The 24007-nt window shown below is 54.3% G+C and carries 19 protein-coding genes and 1 pseudogene; 6 read left to right on the forward strand and 14 right to left on the reverse strand.

Translation table 11 applies throughout. From position 1 onward, the window contains the following. The first annotated feature begins 11 nt into the window (after positions 1–11). Both BLU11_RS03280 and BLU11_RS03285 read left to right on the forward strand, forming a co-directional pair. Entirely contained in the window at positions 12–1187 is a 1176-nt protein-coding gene (locus BLU11_RS03280) for a tyrosine-type recombinase/integrase (protein ID WP_090272029.1), read from the forward strand. Beyond that, positions 1187–2053: an HDOD domain-containing protein gene (locus tag BLU11_RS03285; protein WP_090272030.1), complete on the forward strand. Its 867-nt coding sequence runs from the start codon at positions 1187–1189 to the stop codon at positions 2051–2053. Before BLU11_RS03280 ends, BLU11_RS03285 begins: the two co-directional genes overlap by 1 nt. Before the next feature lie 83 nt (positions 2054–2136). Here BLU11_RS03285 and BLU11_RS03290 read toward each other — a convergent pair whose 3' ends face one another. After that, complete coding sequence (locus tag BLU11_RS03290) at positions 2137–2337, reverse strand: MbcA/ParS/Xre antitoxin family protein (protein WP_157718529.1); 201 nt, start codon at positions 2335–2337, stop codon at positions 2137–2139. 269 nt (positions 2338–2606) lie between these two features. Next, positions 2607–2918: pseudogene (locus BLU11_RS03295) on the reverse strand (transposase); the annotation flags it as partial. Between the two features lie 121 nt (positions 2919–3039). On the opposite strand from BLU11_RS03295, the gene BLU11_RS03300 reads away from it, so the two are divergent. Then, a complete protein-coding gene (locus tag BLU11_RS03300) occupies positions 3040–4062 on the forward strand; it encodes a hypothetical protein (RefSeq protein ID WP_090272032.1) in 1023 nt (340 codons plus the stop codon). 4 nt (positions 4063–4066) lie between these two features. On the opposite strand, the gene BLU11_RS03305 is transcribed toward BLU11_RS03300, so the two are convergent. Together BLU11_RS03305 and BLU11_RS03310 are read right to left on the reverse strand one after the other, a co-directional pair. Further along, the gene (locus BLU11_RS03305; protein ID WP_090272033.1) at positions 4067–4276 is read right to left on the reverse strand and encodes a hypothetical protein; all 210 of its coding nucleotides are present in this window, start codon (positions 4274–4276) and stop codon (positions 4067–4069) included. A 178-nt stretch (positions 4277–4454) separates the two neighbouring features. Beyond that, complete coding sequence (locus BLU11_RS03310; protein ID WP_157718531.1) at positions 4455–5324, reverse strand: WYL domain-containing protein; 870 nt, start codon at positions 5322–5324, stop codon at positions 4455–4457. A 111-nt stretch (positions 5325–5435) separates the two neighbouring features. Between BLU11_RS03310 and BLU11_RS03315 the strand changes: the two genes are divergently transcribed. Both BLU11_RS03315 and BLU11_RS03320 read left to right on the forward strand, forming a co-directional pair. Next, the gene (locus BLU11_RS03315) at positions 5436–7913 is read left to right on the forward strand and encodes a hypothetical protein (protein WP_090272035.1); all 2478 of its coding nucleotides are present in this window, start codon (positions 5436–5438) and stop codon (positions 7911–7913) included. Between the two features lie 58 nt (positions 7914–7971). Then, positions 7972–9134, forward strand: a protein-coding gene (locus tag BLU11_RS03320) for an IS3 family transposase (RefSeq protein WP_090272001.1) whose coding sequence is annotated in 2 segments (ribosomal slippage) — positions 7972–8227 and positions 8227–9134 — 1164 coding nt in all. Because the reading frame shifts where the segments join, the coding sequence is not laid out codon by codon here. Between the two features lie 910 nt (positions 9135–10044). Here BLU11_RS03320 and istB read toward each other — a convergent pair. Together istB and istA are read right to left on the reverse strand one after the other, a co-directional pair. After that, positions 10045–10785, reverse strand: a complete 741-nt coding sequence (gene istB, locus BLU11_RS03330; RefSeq protein ID WP_090271457.1) for an IS21-like element helper ATPase IstB — start codon at positions 10783–10785, stop codon at positions 10045–10047. Further along, positions 10782–12302 carry an IS21 family transposase gene (gene istA / locus BLU11_RS03335; protein WP_090271454.1) on the reverse strand — a complete coding sequence of 507 codons (1521 nt, stop codon included), beginning with the start codon at positions 12300–12302 and terminating at the stop codon, positions 10782–10784. Before istA ends, istB begins: the two co-directional genes overlap by 4 nt. Before the next feature lie 758 nt (positions 12303–13060). On the opposite strand from istA, the gene BLU11_RS03345 reads away from it, so the two are divergent. Further along, positions 13061–14389: an OprD family porin gene (locus BLU11_RS03345; RefSeq protein WP_090272037.1), complete on the forward strand. Its 1329-nt coding sequence runs from the start codon at positions 13061–13063 to the stop codon at positions 14387–14389. 40 nt (positions 14390–14429) lie between these two features. Here the strand turns inward: BLU11_RS03345 and BLU11_RS03350 are convergent, their stop codons facing one another. From BLU11_RS03350 to BLU11_RS03385, 8 genes are all read right to left on the reverse strand, one after another. Beyond that, positions 14430–15332, reverse strand: a complete 903-nt coding sequence (locus tag BLU11_RS03350) for a cation diffusion facilitator family transporter (RefSeq protein WP_197674232.1) — start codon at positions 15330–15332, stop codon at positions 14430–14432. Between the two features lie 232 nt (positions 15333–15564). After that, positions 15565–15906 carry a P-II family nitrogen regulator gene (locus tag BLU11_RS03355; protein ID WP_090271440.1) on the reverse strand — a complete coding sequence of 114 codons (342 nt, stop codon included), beginning with the start codon at positions 15904–15906 and terminating at the stop codon, positions 15565–15567. A 14-nt stretch (positions 15907–15920) separates the two neighbouring features. Next, complete coding sequence (locus tag BLU11_RS03360) at positions 15921–19022, reverse strand: efflux RND transporter permease subunit (protein WP_090272038.1); 3102 nt, start codon at positions 19020–19022, stop codon at positions 15921–15923. A 14-nt stretch (positions 19023–19036) separates the two neighbouring features. Further along, positions 19037–20152 (reverse strand): efflux RND transporter periplasmic adaptor subunit, encoded by a 1116-nt coding sequence (locus BLU11_RS03365; RefSeq protein ID WP_090272039.1) that lies wholly within the window; start codon positions 20150–20152, stop codon positions 19037–19039. Then, positions 20149–21555: a TolC family protein gene (locus tag BLU11_RS03370; protein ID WP_090272040.1), complete on the reverse strand. Its 1407-nt coding sequence runs from the start codon at positions 21553–21555 to the stop codon at positions 20149–20151. The genes BLU11_RS03365 and BLU11_RS03370 overlap by 4 nt, the downstream gene beginning before the upstream one ends. An 8-nt stretch (positions 21556–21563) precedes the next feature. Beyond that, positions 21564–22955 (reverse strand): heavy metal sensor histidine kinase, encoded by a 1392-nt coding sequence (locus BLU11_RS03375; protein WP_090272041.1) that lies wholly within the window; start codon positions 22953–22955, stop codon positions 21564–21566. Next, positions 22952–23626 (reverse strand): heavy metal response regulator transcription factor, encoded by a 675-nt coding sequence (locus tag BLU11_RS03380; protein WP_090272042.1) that lies wholly within the window; start codon positions 23624–23626, stop codon positions 22952–22954. Before BLU11_RS03380 ends, BLU11_RS03375 begins: the two co-directional genes overlap by 4 nt. A gap of 129 nt (positions 23627–23755) precedes the next feature. Further along, a complete protein-coding gene (locus BLU11_RS03385) occupies positions 23756–23998 on the reverse strand; it encodes a hypothetical protein (protein WP_090272043.1) in 243 nt (80 codons plus the stop codon). Positions 23999–24007: the final 9 nt, after the last annotated feature.

Here is a 24007-nt window from a genome sequence, read left to right on the forward strand (position 1 = left end):
AGGAGGCTGTCATGGGTAGCGTGAACGTACGAGATGGTCGCCTTTATCTGGATTTCCGGTATCGCAGTGTGCGTTGCCGGGAACATACCAAGTTGAGTGATTCGCCTGCCAATCGCAAGGCGTTGGCAGCAGTGCTGGCGAAACTTGAGCTGGAGATTCAGCGCGGTACTTTTGATTATGGCAAGCATTTTCCGGGGAGCCCAAAAGTTGAACACTTCCGGCAGATTGAGCAACTGGTTCAGCAGAAGGCGGTGGGCGGAAAAATGCTGTTCGAGGTATTTGCGAATCTGTGGTTGGAGGAGAAACGTGCGGAATGGCGCCTCAGTCACATAGAGACAATCGAAGGCATTCTGCGTTGTCACTTGGTGCCGTACTATCGGGGTAACCCCATAGGTGTCATCAGCAAAGGCGAGATCATGGCTTTACGTGGCCTGTTGTGCCAAGCAGATGCGGAGACGGGGAAGCAGCTCTCAGCGTCACGGGTCAACCACATCATGACGGCGCTGCGCATGATATTGAATGAGGCGGCTGAGCGTTTCGGGTATGAATCGCCGTGGCGCAATATCAAGGCATTGCCGATGCCCAGAGCAGACATCCAACCGTTCACGCTGAAAGAGGTTCTGTTGATCATTGATAATGTGCGCGCAGACTTTCGTTCCTACTACTTGGTGCGGTTTTTTACTGGCATGCGTACCGGGGAAATCGACGGCCTGACATGGGGTGACGTCGACTTTGGCTCACGGCAGATCCACATTCGTCAGGCCTTGGTTCGTGGCCAGGTTGAAAAGACCAAAACGGCGAGTTCTTACCGGACATTGGCTATGTCACAGGTTGTTTACGATGCCCTACATGAACAGTGGAAACGGTCTGATGAAAAAAACCGCTTTGTATTCACCGCCAGGAATGGCCAGCCGCTGAACCACCGAAATGTAACGCGCCGCGTTTGGTATCCCTTGCTGGAATATCTCAGATTGCGAAAGCGTAACCCTTATCAGTCCAGGCACACGGCTGCGACACTCTGGCTGGCTGCAGGAGAAAACCCGGAGTGGATTGCCAGGCAGCTGGGCCATGCGAATACAAGCATGCTGTTCCGCGTGTATTCACGTTACATCCCTAACCTGATCAGACAGGACGGTAGTGCGTTTGAGCAATTGCTGGATCAAGAACTGTGTGAGGAGGTGGGCTGATGCGTTCATTGATGACACGAACTCGCTCCTCCTTGTATTGGGTTGAGCAGCAATTAGAAGAAGGCGGGGCGCTCAATTGGTGCGTCACTGGGCTGGAACGAGAGCCCGCTCCTTACTTGCGCATGGAGCAGCTGCAACCCTGTAACTCTAATGGCCAGTGGGTTGTGGTGGAGTTTTCGACAGAAGGTGAAGGACGCGACCTTGTCAGGCTGCGACCCTTGCCGGACTGCATTCCTCGCTCGCAGGTGGAACGTCAGGCTCAATGGGCCAGCGGTTTGCAGAAGAGAACGCTGGTGAAAGTCTGGAGTATGTTGGCTTACATCGACGATGCGATACTGAAAAGCTTTCTGCTTGATGTGCTTATGGACGACCAACTGATGCTTGCATTCTGCAGTGATAAGGCCAGTCACGGCTACCATCACAACCATGTCGGCGGCTTGCTGGCTCACAGCTATGAAGTGGCAGTGAGTGCCGCCACGTTGTGTAGTCAGCATCAACTGGGTATGAGGACAACATGGGTCGCATTCATAGGAGGGTTGTTGCACGATATTGGTAAAGTCCGAATGTTTTATAACGACAGCAATGGGGTGTCTGGAGCGCATGAGGCCTACAGCTTTATGGTGCTTTCAGCACCGCTGGAACACCTTCGTATGAAGTCTGCTCCGCTGTTCGAGGCGCTGACTGCTTGCCTAGCGCTGAGCAGCTCTAGACACTCAGATCCTTATCAGGTGGCTGGGATTGTGCGGATGTGCGATCGATTGTCTGCTGAGGTATGTAATTGGAGGAAAGCATTTGAGCGCCGCCCCAGTCATTTCTGGTACGTAAAGTCGCAACATGACGGGCGCATGTATAAGCGGCTCAATTGAAGGCAGCAATTGAGGGTCTGGAGATTGTGGTTTGCTTGCCAGCAGGGCGTCATTGCACAGGTCAGAGTAGCGCTTGCGGCAATCTATGTGACGACGCCATGCTCCAGCCGCCCGATTATCGTCAGCACAGCGGCGAGCCCCTCGTCGCTGTCGAGCAAGTCGATTGGCTTTGCGTCAAGTCCGCGCACGTAATGCTGTAACCAGGATTTCGCTCGTTTCCTTGACTCCAGCAGCTGCTCAGCTGCCAGCAGTGCTTTTTCGTATCGCTCGTCTTTTTTGTCCATTTCGCTCACATACCTCAGCTCAAGAAAGCGCACATGTGCCGTCAGGTTAGCCCAAAAACAATCGGATAATCACTCGGCTCATACCACTCGGTGCAGATACTGACGTTGATCAGTGGCGTACTGCGACCCTGATACATCCCATGGCCTTCAGAGTTATTGTCAAATCTGGTGTATGACCATCAGGCAGCTTCAGACCTCGTTCTTTCAGCCCCGAGCAGCTCCCGCCAACTGGCTTCGGACTCCCGGTGGCCGTCCTCAACAGCTACCAGCTCCAGGTAAGGCGGAAGCAGGTGGCTGTTGACGCGAATGCCGGAATCACTGCAGTCTCGGACTTTGGGCACCTGAACCTCCACATCACCAACACCGGTCTGGATGGTGCGCTTGGGAAGATGCCCATTGCGTACCACCGCCTGGCGGCCACCGGCCGTCTTGATGTCCGCGTGCTGGCTCAAGAGACCTTCGAGCTCCGTCTCAACTGCCCGGGCAATCAGGTCACGCGCACCTTGCCGAATCAGCTCGTGCAGCGGGTCGTTGATGGTCATCTCTGGTTGTGAAAGAGCATGCAGGTTAGACTTGGACATGGCGTATCATTCCTCTGTTGGTTGTGATCGTCGCGGTGATCAACCAACAGGATGCGCCACCCCTTCAGCATGCTTCCATACACTAGAAATCACCATAACTAAGTTTTCAGGGAGCAGCAGCATGGGTTGGTTCAACCTTGGCAAGCAGGGCAGGGATGGTAAGCAGGTACGTATCGAGCACCGTGGCAGGAACCTTTGGGTCAGTCGTACCGGTGGAATCTCGCTGCGTGCCCAGACAAAGGCAGCCGGACTCAATCTGACTGCCAATAGCCAGCACGGTGTACGGGTGTCGCGAAGCCTTGCCAGAAACACCCAGATGGCTTTGCAGAATGGCAGGCTGGTGTTGCGTGGCCGCTATGGAAGCGGGCCGACAAAGCTGAACATGTCCAAGTCCGGTCTTACCTTCTCCAGCAAAAACCAGCTGGGCACCTTCAACTGGGTAAAGCCAGGTCGTTCATCCGCCAAACTGTTCGGCGTTCAGGTGCGTGGTCGTAAGGCGGCCAATGCCCATCTGGCATTTATGCTGGTTAGCCTGCTGGTAACCATGACAGCGACATTGCTGGGAATGCTCCTGCTCCTGCTGCAATGGTTGATGGCGCTGGGCGGCTTTTGCTGGCGCCTGCTGCTGCAAATACCTGATCGCATTCAGCAGTCGCAGCAGTGGTTTGCTGAACGGCAATTGCAAAGGGCGCGCGCAGCCCTGCCTGCTGCAGGTGTGCAGCAGATAGCCGCCTGGCCTGCTGCCAATCAATACGCCGCCGTGGCTCTGGCCATTCTTGGATGGGGGCGCGGAGAGTCTGCCAGCCAGGCTGTGCCTGCAATCACCCGACTGTTCCCGACCGGGGAGCCGAGTACTGATTCGCTGGCGAGCAGCGCTGATTGGGTTGGCGTCGCTGATGCACTGGAGTCGCTGCTGTCTGAAGAGGCTTTTGACAGTAACCGCGATCGACAACTGGCACTGCTGGCTGAGATCGGCAAAGCGGCAGCCGCCCGTATTCAGCTGGAGGAACTGCCGGCACTCATCATGCAATTGGATGAACTGGCATTGCTGCAGGCTGATAAGACTTGTCTGCAGGAGCGTATGATAGGGGTGTTCTGTGATGCGGCGGGGTTGCGGATGGTGAATAGCACCGGGCTTCATTGATACCTCACCATTTAGACCAAACAATTTCCTTGAAGGTCTCTGATGTTCTGAACTTTTGCGGCGTATTGATAGGCTGTTCCTCAAAGCCCATATCGTTGGGCATATTCACGAAGGCTATGGCATCTATCAGCGCGGACCGCCCACCCAGATTAACACCAGCACCTGCAACTCCCTCGGTGGTGACCGGGACGTTTTGCGTCTCGCCGATTTTCATGGAGCCTCTCCCGCGCGTTACGCAGTGTCGGTCATCGGGTTTTTCCAATGTATCAATCCACAACTGGTTACCCTTGCGGATAATCTGGTCAGCACCTATGGCCTGAAACCACGGCTGTGACGCCCGCGATATGCATTGTGGTCTTGGCAACCAGGGCCTGGTTATCCATCCCTGGGCTCTAGCTACCGAAGAGATAGGGTGCGATGTCGTCTCGGTTACGGATGGTCAGCGGCTGCTCATGGGGCAGAGCGTCCTTAGACTCCCAGATGATATTCAGGGATTGAAGCAGATAATGGGCCAGCGCGCGCCGGACAGGAATCCTTAGTTCCCGGCGATCGTCCATGCCGTAGTCTAGGGCTATCAGCTCCTGCTGCTCCTTGCTCAGACCGGGGTTGGGAACAAGGCACAGTGTGAGCTGCTGCTGCCAGTCCTGGTCCAGTTCAGGGGCTGCCTGTTCTAGGGCGTTGCCGATCAGCTCCACCCCGGATGCGATCCTCGTCAGCACGAAATCGCGGAAATCCCTGTTTCTTTCGCACCAAGCCCGAGCGTGCCAGCGGTGGCCTGCATATACCAGCGTGTGGGGCGCAATGATGCGCTCTTCACCTGTGGGGTTCGACAGGGAGCGATACAATAGCTCCACTCTACTGCGATCCTGGGTTGCCTGTACCAACAGGCGTACAACTTCAGGGGACACGGTTCTGTGAATAGTTGATACCAACTCCGTTGGAGTTGGCACGTCTTTCAGTCCGGCGAATGATGGGTTCAGGGTATTATGCTGTCCCAACAACGCAAGGTACTCGTCGAGAATGCCCTTACTGAAGAGGGGCTGGAAGCTTGTGTCGGGGACGTAGCCTCGGCGCTGCGGATTATAAACCAGGTTGTCAGGTGCGCGATCCCGGTACTCTCGGAAGATGCGCGCGCTGGTGGTGCGGCTGCTGATGCCGAATGCGCGGTTAAGGTGCTCTGCGGTAACTCGCCCTTCCCAGTGGGCGATGACTTCCAGCAAATGGAATTGATAGCGTCTTTCCCAAGAGATGGTTTTTGGCATTATGTTCCCTGTATGTACAGAAAATGAACACATTGTAAGTCTGTACAGTATCGCTAAAAAGTTGCGTCACCGGCTAAATGTATTGAGCGTTGGCCGGTCTGGAGAAGTGACGTGGCGATACAGGATGGTTATACCCCGCTGGATAAGCTGCTGCAGGATGACCTGAGTCCCTTCATCGGGCCGCAGGCAGCGACAGGTTGCCTGGTACTGGTCCCGGCACAGACTGGAATCGGGAAGACCCACAGTGTTCTGCAGTTGATCCTAGCAGAGCTCGTAGCAGGTGAAAGTAGCAATAAGTCTGTACGCCAAATTTATTATGTGACCAACTCAGTCGATAACGTACGACAGAGCTACAACGAGCTGCTGCGGACGATTGATGAGAAGCTGCCGGAGCATGCAGCTTTATTGAAGAGGCAGATACTCTACCTGCCTCGTCAGGATAGCCAGATGCAGAGCGTCAGCGACGCAGTGGTCGAACAGGTTATCGAGCTCTTTTCTCTGCAGGCCAACCGAGTCCTGCAGGATAAGTGGCGTGAAATGCGGAAGATGCGGCGTTTCATGGAGAGTCACTCCCACAGTAAAGGGGCTCTTCAGTCGAGTCTCGATCAACTGGCGCAAACTACCTATGGACTGCTGGTTAACGCTATTCAGTCCCGTCAGCGCAGCGAGTATCCGCTGCAGCTATCGGAAGCGGATTTGGAGCTGCTTGACTGCCTGTTGCCAGGCGACCGGATGGCCCGCGGGGAGGCGCGGGTCGCTTTCCTCACCACTCATAAATTCATGGGCGGTTATCAGACCCTGCGCGGGCGCACTCACCCCCTCAGGGAGCTGGATAACGCCCTGTTGCTTATTGATGAGTTTGATCGGCAGAACGAGGTCATTCTGCATATCATGGCTGAGCAAAAAGCGCTGGATCTGATCGAGCTGACCCGAACCCTGCACGCCAACCTCCAGCTCCATCAGGTGGAAAGATCTAGCCGTTATGCTGGGATTGAAGAGCAGTTCGACAGCCTGCGTCTTTCTCTCAGTGAGTTTGCTCAACGCTGGCATCTGGAGTTTGCCTTCAACACCGAAGGCGATAGCTTTGAAGACGAGAAGGTTCGGCTGTTTTCGGATCGTACCGTTACCCATGCACACAGCTCGGCGCATCTGTTCCGGCTGAGTACGGATCAGCAGCTGCGCAAGAATGTTATCTACACCGAGGTGATGGGCAGCGAGGCAGGGCAGGACTCATTCGATAAGCGCCTGAGCCGGTTCATCAATGAGGCTGACTGGGTCTACCGCCGCTTCATCTGGGTGATGCGCTCCTCTGTCTGGCGCTATATGCAGAACTCTCCAAGTAGGGATAGCGATGCACGGGCGGACAGCGCCACATTGCAGGAAGCCGTAATGTCGATTCTGAGCCACCTGAACCTTCAAAGGCTCAGCGATGTCGTCTTTGCTGCGCTGGATGTGCAGAGCAGCCTGGTTGGAGGACGTGGGCACCGCAGCCCAGAGGATATAAGGGCCGGCGCCCGTACATATCATGACAAAGGGCTGAAGCTGACCGATGTGCGGCGCAACGAGGGCACCAGAGATACCGTAAGTTGCTACTTTACCGGGCTGGCGGTCACGCCATCCGGGCTGCTGGCTCGCATGGTTGAAGGGGGTGCCAAGGTAGTGGGAGTAAGCGCTACAGCCACGTCGCGCACCGTGATCAGAAACTTTGATCTGGCCTATCTGCAGGGGCGCCTCGGGCCACGCTTTATCGAGCTGACTCGGGAGCAGCAGGAAGCGGTTGGTAACTGGTATCGGAGCCGAAGACGTTATGCGGATACCGGCGTGCAGATTGATGTGCAGTTCGTCGCGGAAGATCGGCGGCTGGTCGCAGAGGCGCTGCAGAGTTTGAGCGGCCGACCTGTCAGCAAGCCAGCCATGGCGTTAGGGTATCTGTTCGGTGAAGAGGAGGGGGGAGACTACCAGCTCAGCTGGGTGAGCAAGCTTGTTGCTGCGCTGGCAGGGTTCATGGCTGCAGAGCACAATCGCTACATGTTGGTGCTGCTTAACCGAACCATCAGTGCGAGTCGCTATCCCCGGTTTGTAAATTTTCTGAAGAGCTTTCTACAGCGTGCCGCCGCCGACTCAGGGGTCGGGGTCAGGCTGTTTGATGGCATGAATGCTGACGCCATGGCCTATGGTGAATTTGATGAGGTACGCAATCATCTGGGCGGCAGTGCTGACAAGGTGGTGGTCCTGTCGGCTTATGGGAGCATGGGGGAAGGCAAGAACCCGGACTATGCAGTGCAGCAAGTTGCAGAGCTGGAGCAACTGGTGTGGGTGGGGAATGGCCAGGCACCCGCCAGTGTGAGGACGGATATCGATACGCTCTACCTGGAAAAACCGACACACCAACTGTTCAGCAGCGAGGATTATCAGGTCGGCCAGCTGCTGCTGCTCCACCAAATCATGGCTTTGCAGGAGAGCGGCTGGATTTCCCTGGCGGAAACACGAACCTGGGTCAGAAAAGCCTTGCAGGGCATGGCGCACCGTCAGCACTTGGGTGCATATCATAAAACCGGCGATTATGTCTGGCTGATCCGAAAGGTGTAGTGGTCTAATGAAACCGGACACCAACTAGGCGACAATACTCGCCATTGAGAGGTGTTCGATGACAAGAAAGCGACGTACTTTTACCCCTGAATTCAAACAGGAAGCAGCCAGCCTGGTGCTGGACCAAGGCTACAGCATTACCCAAGCCAGCACATCGCTGGGCGTGGTTGAAAGCGTCCTGCGCAAGTGGGTTAAACAGCTCACTGAGGAGCGGCAGGGTGTCACCCCTAAAGGCAAAGCCATGACACCAGAGCAGCAGCGCATTCAGGAGTTGGAAGAGCGGTGCCGGCGGCTGGAGATGGAGAAGACCATCCTAAAAAAGGCTACCGCTCTCTTGATGTCGGACGACTGGAAACGTACACGCTGATTGACCAGTTGAGAGAGCAGGCCCCCGTTGACATGGTGTGCGCAGCCTTTGATATCAACCGTTCCTGTTACTACGAACACCGCCAGAGGATACAGCGTGTGGATGCTGAGCGTGTAGCCCTGAGGGCCCAGATTAACGAGCTGTTCAACAAAAGCCGCAGCTCGGCAGGTAGCCGCACCATCAAGGACATGCTGAACGATCAAGGCGTCGGCATCGGCCGCTTCAAGGTGCGCCGTTTGATGGGAGAGCTTGGCCTGATTTGTAAGCAACCAGGCCCCCATAAGTACAAGCAGGCCACCGTGGAGCGGCTAGATATCCCCAACCGTTTGGACCGGGAGTTCGATGTGGCGCAACCAGATCAGGTCTGGTGCGGTGATATCACCTATATCTGGACCGGGCAGCGCTGGAGTTATCTGGCGGTGGTACTGGACCTGTATGCCCGTCGCGTCGTCGGCTGGGCCATGTCTGACACCGCTGATGCGGACTTGGTGGTACAGGCCTTGGAGCATGCGTGGGAGCAGCGTGGGCGCCCTCATGGGGTGATGTTCCATTCTGACCAAGGATCACAGTATGCAAGTCGCAAGTTCCGGCAGAGGCTGTGGCGCTTCCGTATGGTGCAAAGCATGAGTCGTCGAGGCAACTGCTGGGATAATGCTCCTATGGAGCGGCTGTTCCGCAGTCTGAAAACGGAATGGATACCGCCGATGGGGTATCACAGCCTGGCAGCTGCCCGGAAGGATATCAGCAACTACCTGATGGGGTACTACAACCAGAAGCGTCCCCACGCCTTCAATGGCGGGCTCGCTCCGGCGGTGGCCGAAGAAAAACTTAAAACTGTGTCCGGAATCAGTTGACCACTACACAAGAAGTTTGAAGAAATACAGGACAAGCCTCCGTCTGCCTGAGTGCTTTATGTCAGCGGCCAGGAAACATTTAGAGTGCAGAGCCCCATAAAAAAGGCGCTGAATGATCAGGAATGCGTTGGTACGGAGATCCAGAGCGCTTGCGATAGGGGGGTGATTGGTTAGCCACAAGAAGCATTCGAAGTAAAATAACGCCCGATTTGCGCTTCGCCGTTGGGACGGGGGCAAGCTGACAAATTGAGACTGAATCAGAGCCAGAGCGCTACCCGACAGAATCAGGAACTTGAAATCCTTTTCTTTGTGGCCCTTACCGATGATTCCTTGAGGGAAGCTGCTTGGGGGAACCTGACTCATCAAAAGATCTCACTCAGCGTGATTCTGGGGCGACCGTCCGACTTGGGATGTCACAACCCGTTGGCCATTGCAAGGGTGAATTGACCACTCAGCCTTGCCCTATAGCAGAATCCTAGCAGACAGCTGTACGTTTATACAGCGTCAACCGCACGAAGTCTCAGCTCTTCGGCAATAGCCTCCGGACCCGTTGACACCATAATGAACAGGACCAATTCTCCTGCAAAACTACGATCGGGATTTTCGTGTCCTCACCACTTTCATGAGTCTCGGATAGCGCTTATTTGACGGCAGCGACTGTGAGAAGAGCAGCGGTAACGGTGAGTGCTGCCAGCTCACGATGGTTAGGTTGTAGGCGGTCACAGTCGTGCTCTGGTGCCAACGCAGTACGCAATCACACCCACCAACGAAGTACTTCGCTGCGGACATCCGCCGGCCATTTCCGACATCCATCATCACGCCGATAAAAAATGAAGATCACTAACAGCCTGTCAATGGCCATTAATTTTGACCCACTTTTGGCCAATAGAATTGACCCACTTGCTCACCGCTAACCGGCGGTTTTCTGCTTCAAGCGGTAGCTCTCCCCTCCCAGCATAAAAATGTGTGAATGGTGGATTACACGGTCAATGATGGGCACTGCCACGTTGTCGTTATGGAAGAACTCGCCCCAGCTGGTGAAGTCCTTGTTGGTGGTCAGGATCACCGAGCGGTACTCGTACAAGTTGTTGATCAACTGGAACAGGTTATACCGGGCCTGACGGGTCATCGGCAGGTAGCCCAGCTCATCGATGATCAGCACATCGTACTTGCTCAGCTGGTTCAGTCGCTTCTTCAGCTCGCCCTTCATCTCCGCCAACTCCAGGTCCTCGACCAGTGCCAGTGCAGTGCGGAACAGCACCTTGTAGCCAGCCTGGACGGCCTTGTGGCCAATCCCAATGGCCAGGTGGGTCTTGCCCACCCCCGGTGGCCCAATGAACACCAGGTTGTCGCGGTTATCGATAAAGCTGAAGTCCAGCAAGGCACTGACCTGTCGCTTGGTGATCGTGGTCTGATGCCGGTAATCAAAGGCCTCCAGGTGCTTCTCCGAGGGGAACTGGGCCTGTTTGAGGTTGCGGCTCACACGACTACTCGAACGGGCGTTGATCTCATGCTCAACCAACGACTGGGCGAAATTCAGGTAAGACATCTCATTGGCTTCAGCCCTGGCCAGCAGGGCGGTCAGTTCACCGGCGGTCGCGCTGAGGCGAAGGCTGCGGTACTGCGCTACGGTGCTATCGAGTAGGCTCATGGGGTCACTCCGTGGCCAGTCGACTGGCCAACGTGGGCGTAAGCATTCAGATCGGCATGGCCGACGCGGCTACCCGCCTCCGGCGCATACTCGCGGTCACTGATGGCGCGTCCTCGCGCCCTGGCTTGCTGCCAGGCTTCGAGGTAGCGCCTGAGTCCGGTGGCGGTCAGCTCGCTGCGCTCGCACAACTCACCCAACAGCTTGGTATCAACCGGCGCGTGGGCCATGAGCAGATCACGCACGGCGACCAGTTGGTCCTTGTAGATACGCGGTGAGGTCCGCTTAAGCAATTGGCACAGGGCAGAGCCCAGATCATCGGAGAGGATCGCATCAATGCTGTGTTCCAGATCGGTAATGCGCTGGGTCTGGTCTCGGTAGTGGTTGTTGTTCTTGATCATCCGGCCCTTGGCCTTGCACAGGTCATGGGTGGCGATGAGCTCGCCGCTCTCCAGGTCATGGATCAGCAGCTGGTTGTCCTGTGCGCTGACACCGACACGGGCTTGCTGCCAAGCCATGGGTACCGAATACTTGTTAGCCTGCCAGGAGATCAGCCCGGTCTTGTCGACCTTGCGCGTTTCTCTTGCAGGCATCAAGTGCAGCAGGCTCTGCGGGACCAGATAGGGCTTGAGCTGGCTGCGCTCCAGCGCCTCGAAATGCTCCCGAGGATGCTGTCCGGTCGTGCCGTGCACACGCGCATTGGCTACGGTCTCAAGCCAGTCATGCAGATGCTGGTGAACGGCGTTCTCGTCCGCAAATTGCTCGCCATAGAAACAGTCACGCTTGACGTACTTGACGCCGGCCTCCACCTTGCCCTTGCTCTCCGGGTCATAGCCCTCACAGGCATGGATACGATAGCCAGCCGTGGTTGCATACTGGTGGAAGCGCTGGTTGAGCGTCAGCTCTCGATATTGCTCGCTGATCACCACCATCTTGGTCTGGTCGTAAATGCACTCCTCAGTGACGCCGCCGAAGTAACGGAATGCCTCGTCATGCATCTGGATAAAACGCTCGGTATCCAACGGACGGAAGCTCAGGCCGACATACATTAGCCGGGAACAGGACAACACAAAAACCACAAAATGCACCACGCGCTCCACGCCGCCGATCATGACGCCACGCAACTCACCGGGATCGACCTGGCACTGAACGCCCGGCACCGACTCAACGACCGGTTCGTAATAGCGGAACTGGCCGCAGGCAACCTGCTGCTTGAGCGTTTGTACATACCGGCGGATGCTCCGGTCAGATACCGCCAGATCAACGCTGCGCTCTCTCAGACGTCGGGCCAACTTGACCGCACTGAGTGCTGGAAACTGGATCAGCTGATTGATCAGATAATCACGGTGCCCGTCGAGCAGCTTGGTCCGCGAAGGGTCAGCAATGGCGACGCTGATCTGCGTTTCATCCAGGTGAAGATACTTGCGTACGGTATTCCGGGAAATCCCCAGCTCACGGCTGATGGCACGGACCGACAAACCCCGGCCCTGGTCGTACAACCCCTTGATCTTGTGAATCACAACCCACTCCTTCAATGATCTGTCCCCGGCCTGTGCATAAGGCGGGTGACGCTACATGGATCGGTGGCCAGTGCCACCATGGGTGGGTCAAAATTGTTGGCCAGAGGTGGGTCAGTTTAATTGGCCATTAACACAGCCAGGCGAAGCGAGCCGTTTTATTCGCCCACCTGGACTAGTTTCAGCTGTGCTCGCTCGGACACCGAATAAACCCAGCCAACGACCCCTTGTCATCATCGCGCGTCAGTCAATCCGTACACACTGCAGGCGCAGCGCATTTGAACGCGATCGGGGCCGAACTCGAGCTCATCGCTAGCGCTGCAATCATGGGCGACAGTAATAAAACCGTGAACGGGGTGAGATCATCCGCTGCGATAGAAATGCAGAGGCCGTTATATAACAAGAAGGCAAAAATCAGGAAATCCGGCGTGATATTCTCGGACCACGGCAGACGCTGGAGCGGTACGGCAGGGTTGTGAAGAATCCTAGCGAAAGCGGAGTGAATGAAAACACCTCTTCATCCAGACAAGACTCCATCCGTTGGCTCGGCGGGCGTAGCGACTGATCATCAGCTTTTGTCTGCTCAAACGCGAATCAACATCGGCCACTCCGCGCATCCATAACCATCACAGTCAGGTTAAAGAGTCCTACCACGCCTCGTCATATTACAAAATTGTAATGCTGGTGCAATCTACCCGCAATTCTGAGAGGAATACGATAAAACGTTCGTTCCAAAAAGCCTCCTAAAAGAAGAAAATCATATGAATAAAAACATCAGTCGCACGTTGATTGCCTCGTCAATACTGCTTGCCGCTCACTCCGGAGCTGTATCAGCACAAGAACATATTGCATCTGGCTTCGTAGATGGAAGCAACCTATCGGTACTGAACCGAAATTTCTATTTTAATCGAGACGACCGTCATGGTCAGTTCAGTCCGAAAGGGACAGGATATTCTGAAGCATGGGCACACGGCATCACGGTTAACTTCGAGTCAGGTTATACCGAAGGGACAGTTGGTTTTGGTTTGGATGCTTTCGCGATGTTGGGTTTGAAACTCGATACTGGCGACGGACGAAACGGCGGACGCAGCACCTTTGACGTACTTCCTGTCGACTCCCAGGGCAAAGCCGAAGACGAATACACAAAGATCGGGGCGGTAGCTAAGCTGCGCGCCTTTGACACAGTAATCAAGATAGGTGACGTTTTTCCGGCTAACCCTGTTGTCCACTACGGAGATTCACGGCTACTTCCTGAAAGTTTCAGGGGCGTTACACTGGCCAATACACATGTTGAAGGATTGACCGTACAAGGCGGTCGACTCACTGGCATGAGCCAGCCAACCAGCAGCAGTATGCATGATGATTTCGCAACATTTTATGCAGGCGCGGTCGACTCTCCATGGGTGGCTTATTTCGGAGGGGATTATATCCTCAATCCCGAATTAGGGTTCAGCCTATATACAAGCCGCCTTAAAGACGCCTGGGATCAAACGTATGTTGGTATTTCCGGTGAGCTGCCAATGTCCGAACGAATTTCGCTGTTTGGTGGCATAAATTATTACGATGCCCGCGACGAGGGCAAGAAGCTACTCGGAGAGTTTAGCAACCAGATATGGAGTGCTAGAGTCGGAATTGCGACCGGTGCCCACAGCATCGCGGTGTCCCACCAGCGCAACCATGGAGATGACGATTTCGATTATCTGCGGCAATCCGATGCAATCTTTCTCGATAACGCATCTCAGTATAATGATTTCAACGCACCAAAAGAGCAGTCGTGGATGTTTCGTTATGATCTGGACATGACTGAGTATGGCGTGCCGGGACTTTCATTCATGACCCGTTATGCCAAAGGAAGCGAGGCCGACTATTCAAATGCTAACGCGGTCTATATGAGACGGGATGCGGACGGGGACCCGCTTACTGACCAGAAGCGTTGGGAGAGAGACATCGAAGCCAAGTACATAGTGCAGTCCGGAAAACTCCATGGCCTGTCTTTTAGGGTGCGCCAGGCTACTGCACGTGCAACCGCTTTTGAATCGGATCTAGATGAAGTCAGGATTATTATAGAATACCCGCTTGATATTATCTGATCTGAAACTTGATATGGGCGCCCAAGGGGCGCATTTCATTTCAATGGCCAATCGTTTTCGCGTCGCCACATTCTCCCGATGAAGATTCCACATCTAACGTAACATGATGAATGGAAAAGGTATCTTTGAGCATTTTCTTGAGATCATTCTTGATGTCCTCACTTCGGCTCATCAGCTGGTCCTCAATCACAACGTGGGCCTCGAGTGATGTCCGGTGTTCATCTATGAGCCAGATGTGCAGGTGATGAACGCCACACACCCCTGAAACGGCCAACGACCTTGATATAACCTCCTGGGGATCTATATCTTTTGGTGTGGCAGACATGAGTATGCGTATGGCGCCGCCTATTTCTGTAAATGCTTGCCACAATATATACCCAGCTATCATTAGCGTTATCAGAGGATCTATAAATACCCAGTCGTACAGAATAATCAAAGTACCTGCGATGATGACTCCAACGGACCCCAATGCATCTGACACGTTGTGTAAAAACGCCGCCCGAATATTAATACTGGACTTTGATAATGAATAGGTCAGCATGGCCGTTATCGTGTCAACCATTAAAGCGACAGCTGCGACAATGACAACAGTCCACCCCTGAACAGGCTGCGGTTCGATAAAGCGAAAGATCGCTTCGTAAACCAGGTACAGGCCGATCACGATCAAGGTGGTGTAGTTTATAAGCGCTGCAATCAACTCTGCTCGAACATATCCGAACGTCCACTCTTCGTTGGCTGGACGCCGAGCTATCCTTCTGGCGATATAGGCGATAGCCATCGAGATCGCGTCGCTCAGGTTGTGTATCGCATCGGCAACCAGTGAGAGGCTCCCTGACAATATTCCCCCCGCTATCTGCACCACGGTTAGGATAAGATTGACGGCTACGGCCCACCAAACGCGTTTATCACCAGCCTGTTCGTTATGTAGATGTTGATGTCCCACGTTGCCTCCTGTCGCTAGTGAAATCACAGTTTGTATCGGGTGATGCACCCTGCCATTTTGCCGTGGCGATCCCGACGTTATGTCGTAGCCCCTTCGACTGCCTTGTGCTTGCGATCGTTTCGATTGAGTAGTGAACACAACATGGGCAAAACGAACAACGTTAGAAGCGCCTCCCGACGAAGCCGGGAGCGCTACTCCAAAAGCCACGAACTTCATCAACGCGGCTCGTTTATCAGACGACAGTGCTATCCTCGACACCATCCTCGATCCGAATTGCCCGTCTGACATCGCTGACGAAAATGCGCCCATCACCCCGTAGCCCGGTATGGGCCACGTCTTTCAGTACCTGAACCACCTCGTCCACGTACTGGTTATGACACACCACCTCGATTTTTACGTGCTTGACGAAATCCGCCGTGCCGTCAATCGGGTTGGCCGCGCTGGTATGGGCCTTGCTCCGCCCAAAACCACGCACCTCGGAGACACTCATACCGCTGATACCGCTCACCCGGTGCAACGCCAGGGTCACTGCTTCGAGCTTGTGGTTCTTGATATAGGCTTTGATCTCTTGCATGGAGTTATCTCCTTTCAACGGGTTTCGCCGATATCAGCTGGTTTATCAGCGAACCATTGATAAAGAGCGGGAATAACCAACAGGGTAAGAATCGTAGCTGTGACCAGTCCGCCGACCACGACGGTGGCCAGAGGCCGTTGCACTTCGCTGCCGGCGCCGCTGGCGAACAAGAGCGGAAACAGCCCAAGCGCCGTTGTCACAGCAGTCATGATCACCGCTCGCAGACGTGCACACGCCGCCCGGACACTGGCTTCAGCAACGGAAACGCCATCTCTGACCAACTCATTGAGATAGCTGACAAGCACCAGACCGTTTTCCAATGCGATACCAAAAAGCGCGATGAAACCAATTGACGCAGGTACTGACAAGCTCTGCCCCGTCAACCACAAGCCAACGATACCGCCCACCAGAGCCAACGGGATGTTGAGCATGATCAGTAAAGCGTTACGCAGCGAACCAAAGTTTGCGTAAAGCATTATGAACACCAGCGCCAGAGTAATCGGCACCACGATCATCAGGCGCTTGTTGGCCTGTTGCTGAAGCTCGAACTGACCACCCCACTTGAGAAAATACCCCGGCGGCAAGTCGACCTGTTCCGCAATAGCGGCATCGGCTTCGGCAACAAAGGAGCCGATGTCCCGATCACGCACGTTGGTTTGAATGGTGATGAAACGCTGATTGTTTTCTCGGGTGATTTGCCGTGGCCCGACAACTTCTTCGATACTTGCCAGCTCCTCCAGGGGGATCCGCTGGCCGGAGGCGTTTTCGAGAATCAACTGCCGAATGACTTCCATCTCGTTTCGCGCCTCCTTTTTCAGACGCACATATATATCGAAACGACGAATACCCTCGAACACCTGTCCCGCTTCGCTACCACCGACCGCCACGCTCAACGTATCGTGAATATCACTCACATTGAGCCCGTAGCGGGCGATCGCAGCCCGGTCCAACGTAATGCGCAGTTGCGGTGTGCCACCGATCTGATCGCGTTGAACATCCTGAGCTCCACGCACTGTGCCCATCACCTGTTCGATCTCTCGTGCTTTTTCAACAAGCACATCAAGGTCATCACCAAAGAGCTTGGCTGCAAGTTCGGCCTTGGTCCCCGTCAGCAACTCATCCACAGCTGCGGCGATAGGTTGTGTGAAGTTGAACTTGGCACCGGGGAAATCTTCAAATCTCTTGCTCATTGCGGCGTAAAGACCGTCCAATGTATCCGCGCTTACCCACTCCTCCTGTGGCTTGAGAGCAACGAATATCTCGGCGTTGTTTACCGGATCGGCGTGAGCGCCAACTTCACCCCGGCCAATACGCGAGACTACCTGCGTTACCTCCGGAAAATCCTCCATCAATTGCCGTTCAAAAACAGTGATAGTGGTTTTGGCTTTCTCCAGCGAGATAGAAGGCGCCATGGTAGCGCGAATCAACAGGTCACCCTCATTCAGACGCGGCACAAATTCCGAGCCCAGACGCGGCGCTACTGCAGCGCCCACGGCCAGAACGACGACCGCCAGCGCCAACGCGATCCAGCGGCGAGCAACCATTGCCTCTACCAGTGGTTTATAACCTTTGAGCAGAAAGCTGATGATGTCCTTGCGTGGCTTGTCCTCACGAACCTTGGGACTCCTCATCAGGAGCGAAGCGGCTACTGGAGCGATCACTAGCGCGAAGATCAGCGATCCAAACATCGCCACCGCCACCGTGTAGGCCAGCGGTTTGAATGTCGCACCTTCCACGCCCTGTAAAGTGAATAGCGGCAAGAACACGACAATGATAATGCTGATCGCAAACAGGATCGGTCTTGCGACCGACTGGCAGGCGCGCATCACGATATGCAGACGCGACTCATCAGGCTTGGCTTCGCGCAACATGCGATCAACGTTTTCAACCACCACAACCGCGCCATCCACCATCATACCGATAGCGATGGCAAGCCCACCCAGCGACATCAGGTTCGCGGATATTCCGAAAATTTTCATCGCAAGAAAGGTAAAGCCGACCGAAAACGGAATGGAGAGCGCCACCACCAGGCTTGGCCTGAGACCACCCATAAAAGCCAGCAGAACCAGGGCTACTAGAATGATGCCCTGCAACAGAGCATTGATCACAGTGGTTACGGCCGCTTTCACGAGCGTAGCCTGGTCGTAATACGGCTGCACCTCGATGCCTTCAGGCAGGTTGTCGTTGATTGTCGCCAACTCCTGCTTTACCGCATTGATCACGTTGGAGGTGTTGCTGCCGATCAGCTTCAACACCATGCCGACAACCACCTCGCCGTTGCCATTCTTGGTGGTCAGTCCGCGGCGAATTTCTCCGCCAATGTCCAGATCGCCAAGTTGGTTCAAATAAACGGGAGTCCCGTCGATGGTCTTCACCACAATGTTGCGAAGAGACTCGAGATCTGTGGCAAGACCCACCGACCGCACAATGTACTCTTCGTCATTTTTGACGATGAACTGGGCGCCGGCATTGGCGTTGTTGGCTTCAATACGCTCCTTGATTTCCGGCAAACTGACGTCGTAGCGAAGCAGCGCGTTCGGATCGACATTCACCTGAAACTGTTTCACTTCGCCGCCAATCGAAAGAACTTCGGTTACGCCCTTGACGGTCTGCAAATTGAACTTGACGATCCAGTCCTGAATCTCACGCAGCTCGGTAGTGCTGTACTGACCGCTGGTGTCCTCGAGTACATAAAACAGTATCTGCCCAAGCCCTGTAGTAATAGGCCCCATGACCGGCTCGCCAAAACCGGCGGGAATCGACTCCCGGGCGACCTGAAGCCTCTCGCCCACCAATTGCCGGGCGAAATAGATATCAGTTCCATCCTCAAAATAGATATTGACAACTGACAGCCCAAAGTTGGAAATCGAACGCACATGGTCGAGTTCTGGCAGACCATTCATTGCACTTTCGATCGGATAGGTGACGTATTTTTCCACTTCTTCGGGTGCCAATCCCTCAGTTTCTACGAACACCTGGACCAATGCCGGCGAAATGTCAGGGTAGGCGTCCACCGGCAGGGTGCGATAGGCGAAGTAGCCGCCCACCAGGGTCGCCAGAGCTAGCACGACTACCAGTAGCCGGTTATCCAGCGCAAAACGGATAATGCCTTGCATACTATTCTCCTGGGCTAGTGGTTGTGACCGGATTCAAATTCATTCTTCTGCAGCTGCGCCTTAAGCACGAAACCGCCCTCGGCAATGTAACTTTCTCCGGGTTCAAGACCGCTCAGGACTTCGACCATTTTTCCATCGTCGCGACCGAGCTTCACTGACCGCGGCTCCCAGCGCTCGCCTTCCTGTACAAAAACCGTTGGCTGACCCTCCAAATCAATGATCGCACCCTCGGGAACTACGACGTCTACCGGGTACTCGCCAATGGCAATATCACTCTGAACGAACATACCCGGTTTCCATGCGCGGCTCTCATTTGGCAGGAAGACTCGAGCCAGGCCAGTACGCGTGCGCTCATCTACCGACGGGGCCACATAATCGATGCGAGCATCAACCGGCTCTGGGCCATAGCTGGTACTGAGACGAACCGGCTGACCAACCTCCACCAACGGTACTTGCTTGGGATAGAGCGCTATGTCAGCCCAGAGAGTAGACACATCCGCGACCACGAAGGCAGTGTCATCCGGTGACAAATGTTCTCCCAACGTAACGTCCCGATTGATCACCACCCCGTCGATCAGCGATGTGAGGTTGAAGCGTGCAAGCGTTTCAGAACTCTCTGCCACGGCAAGGGTTTCGCCGGCACTGACCTTGTCGCCGATCTTTGCCCGCACCTCAACGATTTTCGCCGCAAAACGCGGACTGATGTGAGCGACGGCTTCCTTGTTCAGTTGGATCTCGCCTGGCAATGACACCTGCTGGCGAATGACACCCGCGTCAGCAACGGCAATTTCACCACCGAACTCGCGTAACAGATCAGCGCTAAGGGTCAGAACCGGCTCTTCGTTCTCCTCGTGGCCTTCGTGGCCCTCAGCCTGACCTTCTTCGGCATGACCGTCATGATCGTCATGTCCTGCTTCTTCCGCAGCATGGTCACCTTCCCGCTCACCGTGCTCCTCTTCAGAATGTTCTGCTTCAGCTTCTGGCTCTTCCGATTCATGCTGATGCGAAGCTTCCTCCTCGGTGTGAGCGGCTCGTGTTTCCACTTTTGGATCGGTTACCGCAATTGCGCTGTGAAGCGGCAGCCCTGCCAGGAGCAAACTGCCAAGTACCAGATTCAATAGTTTGTTCATCGAGATTCTTCCTGTCGTGACGTTTGCTCTGCACCAGCGGATCCATCCAGGTAGGGCAGACGGAATTCGGACGACACACCGCTTGCGGTATCGGCTCGGGTAAGAATTTGTCCGCTTCCCGTCAGAGGCTGGCCCGTCAGGGTTTCAAGGGTAATAAGGGTTTGATGGAAGTCGGTGGCGGCGACAACCGCGTCGTTCTCGACGGCCAGCACTTGCTGCCGGGCCTGCACGAGTTCGAGATAGGAGAAGCGCCCCACCCTGTAACCGTCCTGAATCAACTCGAGAGTCTCCCGTGCTTCGGGCAGGATATCGTTACGCAGTACCGTGACCTGGTTACGTGTCTGTTCCAGTTGTGCGTATGCATTGTGTAGCTCGGTAAAAATCTTGACCCGTGTTGCCTCCTCTTCCAGATCGAGCTTCGCTAGGCCCTCACGGGCGGCCTGGATATTTCCCTGATTCTGGTCATTAACGCCCAGCGGCATGGAGAACTGCAGCACCATTCCGATATCGTTCGTTTCCCGAATGTGTTTGAACCCGGCGCCGACCTCAATGTTCTGTCGGCCGCGAGCGGTAGCGAGTTCAAGCTCGGCCTCGCGTAACCTGCCCTGTGTCAGAAATCGCTGCAATTGCGGTGCTTGCTCGAGTTGAGTACGAATACGGGCGAAGTCCGGAAGCTCCACCAATGAAAAAAGTTCCGCGCCCACAATCGCAAAATCCGGTTCACTGTCCCCCCACAAACTTGCCAGGCGGCGCTTGGCATTCGCCAGCCGAACCTCGAGATTGCTAACCGCCAGCGCAGCCTGCATCGCATCCGTTCGTGCGCGACCAAGCTCGGCCCTGCTTGCGCTACCAGCGTCGAAACGTCTATTGGCCACGGATTGAGCGGCTAAAGTCCATTCAACAACCTGCTCGGAGAAATCCAACAATCTCTGGGTTTGCGCCACTTCCAGATAGCGGCTTGCAGCTGCCGCCAGAACATCAAGGCGAGCAAGCTCGTAATCACGCTCCACCGCCTGGCGCTGCCAACTGCCGACGTCGCGCCGCAAGTTGCGTTTATTACCCATCTCAATGACTTGGCTCAATGCCAGGGTGGTTTCCATTGCATCAACCCCCGAAAATGCTCCGTTGCCAAGAACATTTTCGACTTCCACGGAAAGAACAGGATTGGGTCGCAGGCCCGCCTGCAGGGTTCGCGCTTCGGCGGCACGGATTTCATAGGGATAAACAGCCAACTCGGGGCTGGACTGCAGAACACGAGCTAGTGCCTTAGGCAAGGTCAGTATTGCGGTCTCGCGGTCGGCTGCCCAAGCAAGGTTTGACAACCCCAACATACTGCAGACAAACAGGAGCCTCGCCTGACGCGGCCATCGGGCCGGACGTAGACGACAAATAAGGGCGAGCATAAACCACCTCACATAAGGTTGAACCACAATTGGAATGTCGTAGGGCCGGCTGTGCTGGTATTTACAGTCACGCTGCCTTGATGGATCTGCATGATCGAACGGACGATCGAAAGACCAAGTCCAGTCCCTCCTTCGTCACGTGAGCGCCCGCTATCCACGCGAAAAAATCGCTTGAATATCGCTTCGGTGTGCTCTTCGGGTATACCGGGGCCATCGTTTGTCACAGACAACACGATAGATTGACCTTGACTCTCGATGAGTATCGGAATGTTGCTGTGGTGAGACGCGTGTCTGATGGCGTTCGATAGTAGGTTCGATATGGCTCGCTGCACCATCAGCCTGTCGCCCACGATAACGCCGTCTCCCTGGACGGTCAGCGATATTCCCTTTTCTTCAGCCATAATATTAAACAGGTCGACTACCTGTTCAGCTTCTCTTTTTAAGGATATTTGATCTGACAGATCAGCTGAATCCGACTGAAGAGCTTGCGAAAGGTAGAGCATGTCTGAAACGATCCGAGATATTCTGCCGAGCTCTTCTACACATGATTCTAATGTTTCTTTGTATTCGGAGGATAATCTGTCTCGAGAAAGAGCCACCTGCGCTTTCCCCATTAGATTAGTAATCGGAGATCGCAATTCGTGGGCCAGATCATCCGAAAAATCGGAAAGTTGTTGCACGCCGCCCTCAAGCCTTCCCAACATGAAATTTACGCTGTCTGCTAGCTCTTTAAGCTCCACGGGCAGACCAGAGGTTATTATTCTTCCATCAAGATCATTTGTGGTAACGATGGAAGTCAGCTCTCTGAAGTTGCTCAGCGGAGCCATTCCTCGTCGGGCAATCCACCAGGATCCGAACCCAATTAATACCAGGAACAGCGGCACCGCTAATATGGTCGAATTCAGGTATGCACTAAGCAGTTCGGAATCATCGGAACGATTACTGAAGAGTACTAGCAGAAAACTCTCATTGCTCCCGGCAATGCGCACGATGTTAGATTCTATTAGCGCCTCGATGCCATGCTGAGAGAGTCGTTTTTTATATGTATCAGGTTCGACGGCACAAGTACTTCCAGTTAGCAAATGACTTGGCACCGAGCCAACCGTAAAATTTAGTTTATTCGGCCTTTGAGCATCGCATACTAGCAGGCCTAGATCTGGATGGCCGGACACTAAGTCGCCCAGCGGGTGCGAGCTAGTATCTTTAACAAGCGACAGGTTAGACTCTGATATTACATGTTCGATTTGATTTAACTTTTGTTCTAACCTGGACTCGGCAATTATTCCCAATTGATTGCGCAGCGTCATCCAGGATTGACTGAATATCAAAATAACGAGAATTGATCCCATAACACCTACAGACAATCCAATTCGCAGCGACAAACTCAAAGGCTTGGTCATCCGCGATCCTCAAGGACATACCCTACCCCGCGCAGGGTGTGGATTAGCTTCCTGTCAAAGGGTTCGTCTATTTTGGCGCGCAACCTTCGGACAGAGACGTCAACTACGTTAGTGTCACAATCGAAGTTAATGTCCCATACTAACGAAATTATTTGAGTTCTTGTCATAACGACACCAGAATTTCGCATGAGCAGATGTAATAAGGAAAATTCCTTAACAGTCAGATCGATGCGCTGCCCTGCTCGGTATGCACGATGTCTGGCGGGATCAACCTCAAGGTCAGCCACTTTCAGAGAGTCGGTTTCAGTCAGTTTCTCACTTCGCCTCAGAAGCGATCTGATTCTTGCCAGCAATTCAGGGAATTCGAAGGGCTTAACCAGATAATCATCTGCACCCAGGTCCAATCCTTTCACCTTGTTCGACAGCCTGCCGCTAGCAGTTAACATCATTACGCGCGCATCGCTAGTGCGGCGAATATCCTCCAATATCGACCAACCGTCCATGCCAGGCAAATTTACGTCCAATATTACTAAAGCATACTGCTGGCTTTTGAACAGGTGTATTCCATCCGTTCCCGTTAAAGCGTAGTCAACGGTGTAACCAGATTCGCTTAGACCTTGTTGCAAATATTCGGCTGTCTTCAATTCGTCTTCGATGATCAAGACTCGCATCGTTGCACCTTTTTGGCCTTCCATCTTCGTGTTCTGATGCGCGGGCGTCGCTAATTGTAAAAAAAGCGCCCAAAGGCGCCTAAAACATCTCTTGTTGAAGGAGTAACTACCCAAGAGATGAAACTGAAATTATCTGTTCGCTGGATCTGATTTTTCTGTCGTTTTCAAGAATAACTCATCATTATTCAGGATACGCTGCTTACGCTCTTTTACTTCATTGCCCTTACGCTCATCAAGAGGCAGACCATATCCGTGACGATCGGCAAGCATCGTCCTCAATTTCAAGCTCCCATCTTCAGCCTGCACTGCTGTACTGGCTCCCATCAAGACAAAAGCCATGCTAAATACGGCCATCATGTTGCGATATGTCATAGCGCCCTC

Source organism: Halopseudomonas litoralis, assembly GCF_900105005.1.
Lineage (GTDB): Bacteria > Pseudomonadota > Gammaproteobacteria > Pseudomonadales > Pseudomonadaceae > Halopseudomonas > Halopseudomonas litoralis.